Below are 7,591 nucleotides of genomic sequence, written 5' to 3' on the forward strand. Positions count from 1 at the left end.
AGTCGACGCGGAGCGTCGGCGACCGACGACAACGCCGCAGATGTGCGTGCCAGACCCCGCGACGCCGGCGTGATCCAAACGACAGGCCCTAGGCGAGCGGTCCCGTGACCGGCTCCACGGCGGCGACGAGGTGCCCGCCCCGGACGAACGCGTCCGCCGCCGCCAGGTCCGGCGCGAGGAAGCGGTCGGGGCCGGGGCCCTGGACGCCGGCCGCGCGCACGGCCTCGATGACGGCCTGCGACGCGGGAGCCGGGGTCAGGCCCTCGCGCAGCTCGATCGCGCGGGTGGCGGCGTACAGCTCGATGGCGACGATGCGGGTGAGGTTGTCCACGGCCGTGCGGAGCTTGCGCGCCGCGGACCAGCCCATGGACACGTGGTCCTCCTGCATCGCGGAGGACGGGATGGAGTCCGCGGACGCCGGTACGGCGAGCCGCTTCATCTCGCTGACCAGGGCGGCCTGCGTGTACTGGGCGATCATCAGGCCGGAGTCGACGCCGGCGTCGTCCGCGAGGAACGGCGGAAGGCCGTGCGAGCGGTTCTTGTCGAGCAGACGGTCCGTGCGGCGCTCGGCGATGGAGCCGAGGTCGGCCGCGGCGATCGCCAGGAAGTCGAGGACGTACGCGACCGGCGCGCCGTGGAAGTTGCCGTTGGACTCGACGCGCCCTTCCCCGGAACCGAACAGCACGACGGGATTGTCGACGGCCGAGGCCAGCTCGCGCTCGGCGACCGTGCGGGCGTGGGCCAGGGTGTCCCGTCCGGCGCCCGCGACCTGGGGGGCGCAGCGCACGGAGTAGGCGTCCTGCACGCGCGGCGCGTCGTCCTGGTGGTGCCCGGTCAGCTGCGAGCCCTTCAGCACGGCCAGCATGTTGGCGGCGGCGGCGCCCTGTCCGGGGTGCGGGCGGATGGCGTGCAGCTCGGGGGCGAGGACCCTGTCGGTGCCGAGGAGGGCCTCGAGGGAGAGCGCCGCGGTGACATCGGCGGACTTGTAGAGCGTCTCCAGGTCGGCGAGGGCCATCACCAGCATGCCGAGCATGCCGTCCGTGCCGTTGAGGAGGGCGAGGCCCTCCTTCTCGCGCAGCTCGACGGGGGCGATGCCGTGCTCGGCGAGCAGCTCGCCGGCGGGCCGGACGACGCCGTCGGGGCCCTCGGCGTCCCCCTCGCCCATGAGGGTCAGCGCGCAGTGGGAGAGCGGTGCCAGGTCGCCGGAGCAGCCGAGCGAGCCGTACTCGTGGACGACGGGGGTGATGCCCGCGTTCAGGATGTCGGCCATGGTCTGCGCGACCTCGGGCCGCACGCCCGTGTGTCCCGAGCAGACGGTCTTGAGCCGCAGGAACATCAGCGCGCGGACCACCTCGCGCTCGACGCGCGGGCCCATCCCGGCGGCGTGCGAGCGGACGATGTTGCGCTGGAGCTGAGCGCGGAGTTCCGGACTGATGTGCCGGGTCGCGAGGGCGCCGAAGCCGGTCGAGACGCCGTACACGGGGTCCGGTTTGGCGGCCAGCGCCTCCACGATCTCGCGGGCCGCGGCGAGGGCGGCCACCGCCTCGCCGGAGAGCTCGATCCGGGCGCCGCCGCGCGCCACGGCGAGTACGTCGGACGCGGTCACGCCCGCCGTCCCCACCACCACAGTGTGCATATCCATATTCAGGAGCGTACGCAGTGAATTCGACGATGTCACTAGTGGGTGGGCGGTTGACCCCTTACTCCGAGGTACGTCACAGGAGTGGCCCCGCTGAGTGGCCCCGCGCCGCCCGCGCCCCGCGCGGTTCACGGCCGGGGTTCATGCCGGCCGCGGAAGCGGCGGCGCTCCCCGGCGGCCGGCGACGGGGTGTCCGCGAGGCGTACGACCGGGTCGTCCGGGCCCTCGCGCCCGGCGACCACCGGATTCGTGGCCCGCACGGCCTTCGCGCGGTACTGGGCCGCGTCGGCCAGCCGGAAGAGCCTGCGGGCGGACCGTACGGGGCCGATGGGGTCCTCGGTGGAGGCGACGCCGCACGCCACGCCGTCCCCGAGCTCCAGCTCGGCCGCCCGCCGGCACAGCTCGTCGGCGATCCGGACGACGTCGTCCGCCGCCGGGCCGACCGCGAGCAGACAGAACTCGTCCCCGCCCAGCCGGGCGGCCAGGGCACCGGGGAGCATCGCGCCGCACAGCGACAGCACGGACCCGAAACGTTCCAGCAGGCGGTCGCCCACGGCGTGTCCGCGGGTGTCGTTGACCCGCTTGAGGCCGTTGAGGTCGCAGACGACGAGACTCACCACGGCGCCGTCGCGGCGGTGCAGCTCGACGGCCTCGTCGAGGCGTACGTCGACGGCGCGGCGGTTCGCCAGGCCGGTCAGGGCGTCGGTGAAGGCCAGCCGGCGGGCCTCCTCCAGCCGCTCGGTCTGGGCGATGCCGGCGGCCACGACGGAGGCGAGGACGGTGGCGAAGTCGGCGTCGTCGCCGTCGAAGACGGGGTCGCCCACCGGGCGGGCGACGTACAGCTCGCCCCAGGCGCGGCCGTGCAGGACGATCGGGGCGACGACGCAGCAGCCCCGGCCGCGGCGGCGCAGCGCGGCGACCCGCTGGTGGCAGTACTCGGCGCGGCCCTCGGCGGGGCCCTCCGCCGTCTCCACCCAGGCGTTGGGCTCGCCGCCGCAGGCCCAGCGCTCGTGCAGGAACTCGGTGATCTCCGGGAACTGGTGCACGGGGTAGGCCTCCCCCTCGGGGAACTCCGCCTCGTCGGCCGCGCGCTCGCCCACGTTGACCAGGACGCGGAGCCGGCCGAGTTCGCGCTCCCACACGGAGAGCGCGGCGAAGCTGCCGGTCAGCGCGCGGCACGCGCCGAGTGCGGCGGCCCGCCAGGACTCCCGCGGGCTGTGCGCCGCTGCCATCCCCTGCGCCAGCGCCACCACGGCCTTGAGCCGTCTGTCCTCTCCCATCACAACAGGCTAGGTAAATTTCCGACAATTAGGGCACCCAGCGAACGCACGCACCCCCGACTGGCGGTACCGCCCCGGAATGCGTCGGGTGACCCCGGAGGGCAGGGGCGGCGACAGCGGGGCAGCGCCCCATCTCGTGAGCCGCGCATGAGCGGGCCGGCCGCGCGACCCGTCCGGGCGTCGGCGCCGCGCCCGTCGCGGCGCGCCGTGCATCCATGTCCCGCCGTGGCGCGGGACCCCCGTCACTCCCCCGGCCAGTCCGGGGTGCGCTTCTCGTTGAAGGCGGCCACTCCTTCCGCGCGGTCGCCCGAGAAGGCGACGGAGCGCCACGCGGCGTCCTCCACCTCCAGGCCCGCGCGGAGGTCGAGGCCGTGCCCCAGCCGCAGCGCCCGCTTGGCGGCCCGCAGGCCGACCGGCGAGTTCGCGGCGATGCGGGCGGCGAGGGCGAGCGCCTCCGCGCGGTCCCGGCCCTCGTCCACCAGCTCGTCGACGAGGCCCAGTTCCCGCGCCTCCTCGGCCCGCAGCCGCCGCGCCGTGAAGATCAGCTCAGCCGCACGGGCCGCACCCACCCGGCGCGGCAGCAACTGCGTCCCGCCCCCGCCCGGGATCACCCCGACCGACACCTCGGGCAGCCCGACCACCGCCGTACGGTCGGCCACGATCAGGTCGCAGGCCAGCGCGAGCTCGAAGCCGCCGCCCAGCGCGAACCCGTGCACGGCGGCGACGGTGGGCATCGGCAGCTCCAGCACCCCGGTGTAGGCGGCCCGCGCCACGGGACGCTGACGCACCAGATCGGCGTCGCTGAAGGAGTTGCGCTCCTTGAGGTCGGCGCCGACGCAGAAGGCGCGCTCGTGGGTGGAGGTCAGCACCACCACGCGCACGTCACGGTCGGCGGCAAGGGCGTCGCAGGCGCCGGCCAGAGAGCGGGCCATGTCCGTCGACACCGCGTTCATGGCCTTGGGCCGGTCGAGCGCGAGCTCCGCGACGTGGCCGGGCCCGTGCCGCCGTACGACGACGAACTCCCCGAACCGACGTTCGTCCCCTTGCTCCGCCATGACGCCCTCCTGGTGAACGCTGGTTAACTTCCGACGTTCCGATCATCGCAGCCGGGCCCGCCCAGGAAAAGGCGTCCCACCACGCGTTGCTCCTCGTTCGGGTGACAACACCCCCGACTCCCCCCGTACACGTGCAAGCGGTGCATAACCTGCGCACCGCCACGGCGCACCGGGGAGCGCCGACGCATCGGGGAGGGATCGCCATGGCGGACACAGCGGAAGCGACGAATCCGGCGGGTACGGCGCGGGCGGCGCGGGTGCCGGCAGCAGGGGGCGCACAGGACGGGGCTCCCCTGTGGACGCGCCCCGCCCGGGGACGGCACCGCAGGCCACGGCCGCGCCGGGCGCTCGTCGCCGTCGGCGGGCTCGCCCTGGCCGCCGGCGCGCTGAGCCTCGTACGGCCGGTGCCCGATCCGCTCGGCGGGGGTACGGGACGCGCCGAGGCAGGGCCGCGCGGTTCCGGCACGGCCGACGACCCGGCGGGCGGCACCGCGGCGGCCGTCGGGCCAGCTCCGCCGACTGGTTCCGCGTCGGCGACGGCGGTGATGGGCGGCGCGGGCCCGACCCCGACGTCGGGTGCGACGGTCGTTCCGACGCCCACCGCGGGCACGCGCTCGCCGTCCCGGACCGCGGACCCCGCGACCGCCAGGACCGGCATCCCCGAAGCCCCCGCGGACCCGGTGACCCCGGCGCCGCCCGCGCCGTCCCGGCCACCGGCCACCTCGTCCGCCCCGCGGCCCGCCCCGAGCCGCAGCACACACGCCCCGGCACCGGCCCCGGACCCGCGGCCGGACGGCCCGGGCCTGTGTGTCCCGGTCATCGGCCTGTGCGTCGACCCCCTGGCCGGACTGCCGCGCCCCGGCGGCTGAGGGGCGTCCCGCATGCGGCTCCGGATGCCGCGTCCCGGCGGGTGAGAGCCGTCCGGCCCTTCCCGTCGTCACCCGGAGCGCGGTGTCGGGGGCGTCAGGAGCGGGCTCTCGCGGCCTAGGGTGCCGCGTCCCGGCGGGTGAGGAGCCAGGGCTCGACCACGCCGAGCCCGCGCACCGGCCGCTGCCACATCGGCTGGAGCGCGAAGCGGTAGGCGGGCGGCTCCTCGCCCTCCTTCTCCGCGGCGGCCGCGGCCTCGGCGGCCTCCGCCTCGGAGGAGGGCGCGTCGGTCGTGCGGATCAGCTCCTCCGCGAAGGCCCCGTCCACCAGGACCGCGTCCCGCGGCGCTATCGACGTCAGCCGGCTCGCCAGGTTCACCGTGGTGCCGAAGACGTCACCCATCCGGGTCGTCACCGTGCCGAAGGCGATGCCGACGCGCAGTTCCGGCATCGTCTCGTCGTTCGCCATCGTCTCGATGAGGCGCAGGGCGATCTCGGCGGCCACTCCGGCGTCGTCCGCCGCGTAGAGCACCTCGTCGCCCAGGGTCTTGATGAGCCGGCCGCCGTGCGCGGCCACCAGGTCGGCGGCGGTGGTCTCGAAGGCCTCGACGAGCTCGCCGAGCTCCTCCTCCTCCATCCGGCGGGTCAGCCGCGTGAACCCGACCAGGTCCGCGAAGCCGACGGCCAGGCGCCGGTCGACCATCTCCTCGTCGTCCGCGGCCTGCACGACGCGGCCGGTCGCGGCGGCGAGCTGGCGCCGCCACACGTAGACGATGAACTCCTCCAGTTCCGGCAGGAGCAGCTCGACCAGCGGGTACGTCACCTCGGTGCGGGTCATGCCGGGCTCGGGCGGCTCGGTCAGGCCCTCCAGGAAGGAGTCGATCTGCCACTCGGCGAGCCGCGCCGTGGTCTGTCCGGTGGAGCGGGCCACCTGCACGGCCATCGCCTCGCTCAGCAGCCCCGCCTCGACGAGACCGGCGAGGCGGCGCAGGGCGAGGACGTCCGCCTCGGTGAGCGCCTTGGCCTGGCCGATGTCGGCGAAGCCCATGGCCCGCCAGAAACGGGACGCCAGCTCCATGGAGACGCCCGCGCTGCGGGCCGCCTGGAAGGGGGTGTAGCGGCGCTCGGCGCCGAGGATGAGCTGTTCGAGCCGCAGGGCGAGCGGGTCGCCCTCGGGCCCCTGCCCGTCCTCGGCGTCCACCCGGTCGTGAGTGTCGGTCCGGCGGGCCGGTGCGTCCACCCGGTCGTGGGTGTCGGTCCGGCGGGCCGGTGCGTCCGTCCGGCCGTGGGTGTCGGCCGGGCCGCGCGGCCCGTCGGCGGCCGGTCCGGCGGCGCGCCCCGGCCCGGCGTCGGGATCGGGGTGTGCACCCGTGCCGGAGCCCGTGTCGTCGACGGTCACGCCTGCTGCCCTTCCGATCTGCCGCGGTCAGGTATCGACCGCGCTCAACTCTACGGCAGGTGTGCGCTGGCTCACTCCTGACTCGTACGGTCATGGGGCCGGTCCCGAAACCTTTCGCTCCGGCCGCCCTTTCCCGCGCCGACCTGGGACTCCTGCCCCGGGTCCCGCTTCTCGAACGCCACGGGGTCCGGCAGCGGCCGCCCGGCGGTCAGGCGGGCCGCAGATGCACGATGTCGCCCGCACCCACCGGCTGCTGCACGCCCTCCTCGGTGGCCAGCACCAGGCGGCCGTCCCCGTCGACGGCCACGGCTTCGCCGGTGATCGACGTGTCCCCGGGCAGTTCGGCCCGGACCACTCGCCCCAGGGTCGCGCACCCGGCGGCGTACGTCTCCTGGAGACCCGACCGCGCGGGGTCGCCGCCCGCCGCCCGCCACTTTCCGTACCACTCCTCCAGCGAGCGGAGCAGGGACCGCAGGACGGTGTCGCGGTCCGTCGACACCGCGCCGGCCAGCGCGAGCGACCCGGCTCCCGGCACCGGCAGCTCGTCCTTGCGCAGGGTGACGTTGAGACCGATGCCGATGACGACGCCGTCGGGGCCGGCCCGCTCGGCGAGGATGCCGCCCGCCTTGCGTTCCTCGCCGTCGACGGTGACCAGCAGGTCGTTGGGCCACTTGAGTGCCGTGTCGACGCCCGCGGCGCGGGGCAGCGCCGTCGCCACCGCGACCCCGGCGAGCAGCGGCAGCCAGCCCCAGCGCTCGACGGGCACCTCGGCGGGCCTCAGCAGGACGGAGAAGAAGAGGCCCGAGCGGGCCGGCGCGCTCCACCGGCGGTCCAGACGTCCGCGCCCGGCGTGCTGCTCCTCGGCGACCAGGACGGCCCCCTCGGCCAGGGTCCCGGCCCGCCCGGCCAGGTCGGTGTTGGTGGAGCCGGTCACGGGTACCACGTCGAGCGAGGACCACAGGCCGCCCTCCCGCACCAGCGCCCGGCGCAGGGCGACGGCGTTCAGGGGGGGACGGTCCAGGTCCGACCAGCGGCTGCCGCGGGGGGCGTTGCCGGGCTCGTCGTGCGGGTCTGAGGAATCTCGCGGCGTCATGCAACCCACCCTAGGTGTGGTAAACGCCGCACTGCCGAACGGTATCCGCGCCACTACCCTACGAGTCAGTAGCAAGCCCTGAGCACGTCACCCTCACGTCCCCACTGAGCAGGCAGGGAGCCGCATCCCGATGTCCGAGCCGGAAGAGCTGCACCACCCCGACATCCACACCACCGCGGGCAAGCTCGCGGATCTGCAGCGCCGCATCCAAGAGGCGACGCACGCCGGCTCGGAGCGCGCCGTCGAGAAGCAGCACGCC

At 75.4% G+C, this 7,591-nt stretch carries 6 protein-coding genes; 1 reads left to right on the top strand and 5 read right to left on the bottom strand.

Annotation, left to right across the window (positions count from 1 at the left end; all coding sequences use genetic code 11):
- Window positions 1–88 precede the first annotated feature (88 nt).
- The 3 genes from hutH to AC069T_RS37755 form a co-directional block, all read right to left on the bottom strand.
- Window positions 89–1,636 carry a histidine ammonia-lyase gene (gene hutH / locus AC069T_RS37745; RefSeq protein WP_476752598.1) on the bottom strand — a complete coding sequence of 516 codons (1,548 nt, stop codon included), beginning with the start codon at window positions 1,634–1,636 and terminating at the stop codon, window positions 89–91.
- A 131-nt stretch (window positions 1,637–1,767) separates the two neighbouring features.
- The gene (locus AC069T_RS37750; protein ID WP_478787045.1) at window positions 1,768–2,919 is read right to left on the bottom strand and encodes a GGDEF domain-containing protein; all 1,152 of its coding nucleotides are present in this window, start codon (window positions 2,917–2,919) and stop codon (window positions 1,768–1,770) included.
- A 242-nt stretch (window positions 2,920–3,161) separates the two neighbouring features.
- Window positions 3,162–3,974: an enoyl-CoA hydratase/isomerase family protein gene (locus AC069T_RS37755; protein ID WP_358851756.1), complete on the bottom strand. Its 813-nt coding sequence runs from the start codon at window positions 3,972–3,974 to the stop codon at window positions 3,162–3,164.
- A gap of 203 nt (window positions 3,975–4,177) precedes the next feature.
- Between AC069T_RS37755 and AC069T_RS37760 the strand changes: the two genes are divergently transcribed.
- Window positions 4,178–4,843, top strand: coding sequence for a hypothetical protein (locus AC069T_RS37760; RefSeq protein WP_478787046.1), 666 nt, complete (start codon window positions 4,178–4,180; stop codon window positions 4,841–4,843).
- 115 nt (window positions 4,844–4,958) lie between these two features.
- Here the strand turns inward: AC069T_RS37760 and AC069T_RS37765 are convergent, their stop codons facing one another.
- On the bottom strand, window positions 4,959–6,239 hold the full coding sequence (locus AC069T_RS37765) for an adenylate/guanylate cyclase domain-containing protein (protein WP_478787047.1): 1,281 nt from the start codon (window positions 6,237–6,239) through the stop codon (window positions 4,959–4,961).
- 208 nt (window positions 6,240–6,447) lie between these two features.
- Window positions 6,448–7,332 (bottom strand): biotin--[acetyl-CoA-carboxylase] ligase, encoded by an 885-nt coding sequence (locus AC069T_RS37770; RefSeq protein WP_478787048.1) that lies wholly within the window; start codon window positions 7,330–7,332, stop codon window positions 6,448–6,450.
- Window positions 7,333–7,591: the final 259 nt, after the last annotated feature.

This window comes from Streptomyces sp. NPDC043867 (genome assembly GCF_056435845.1).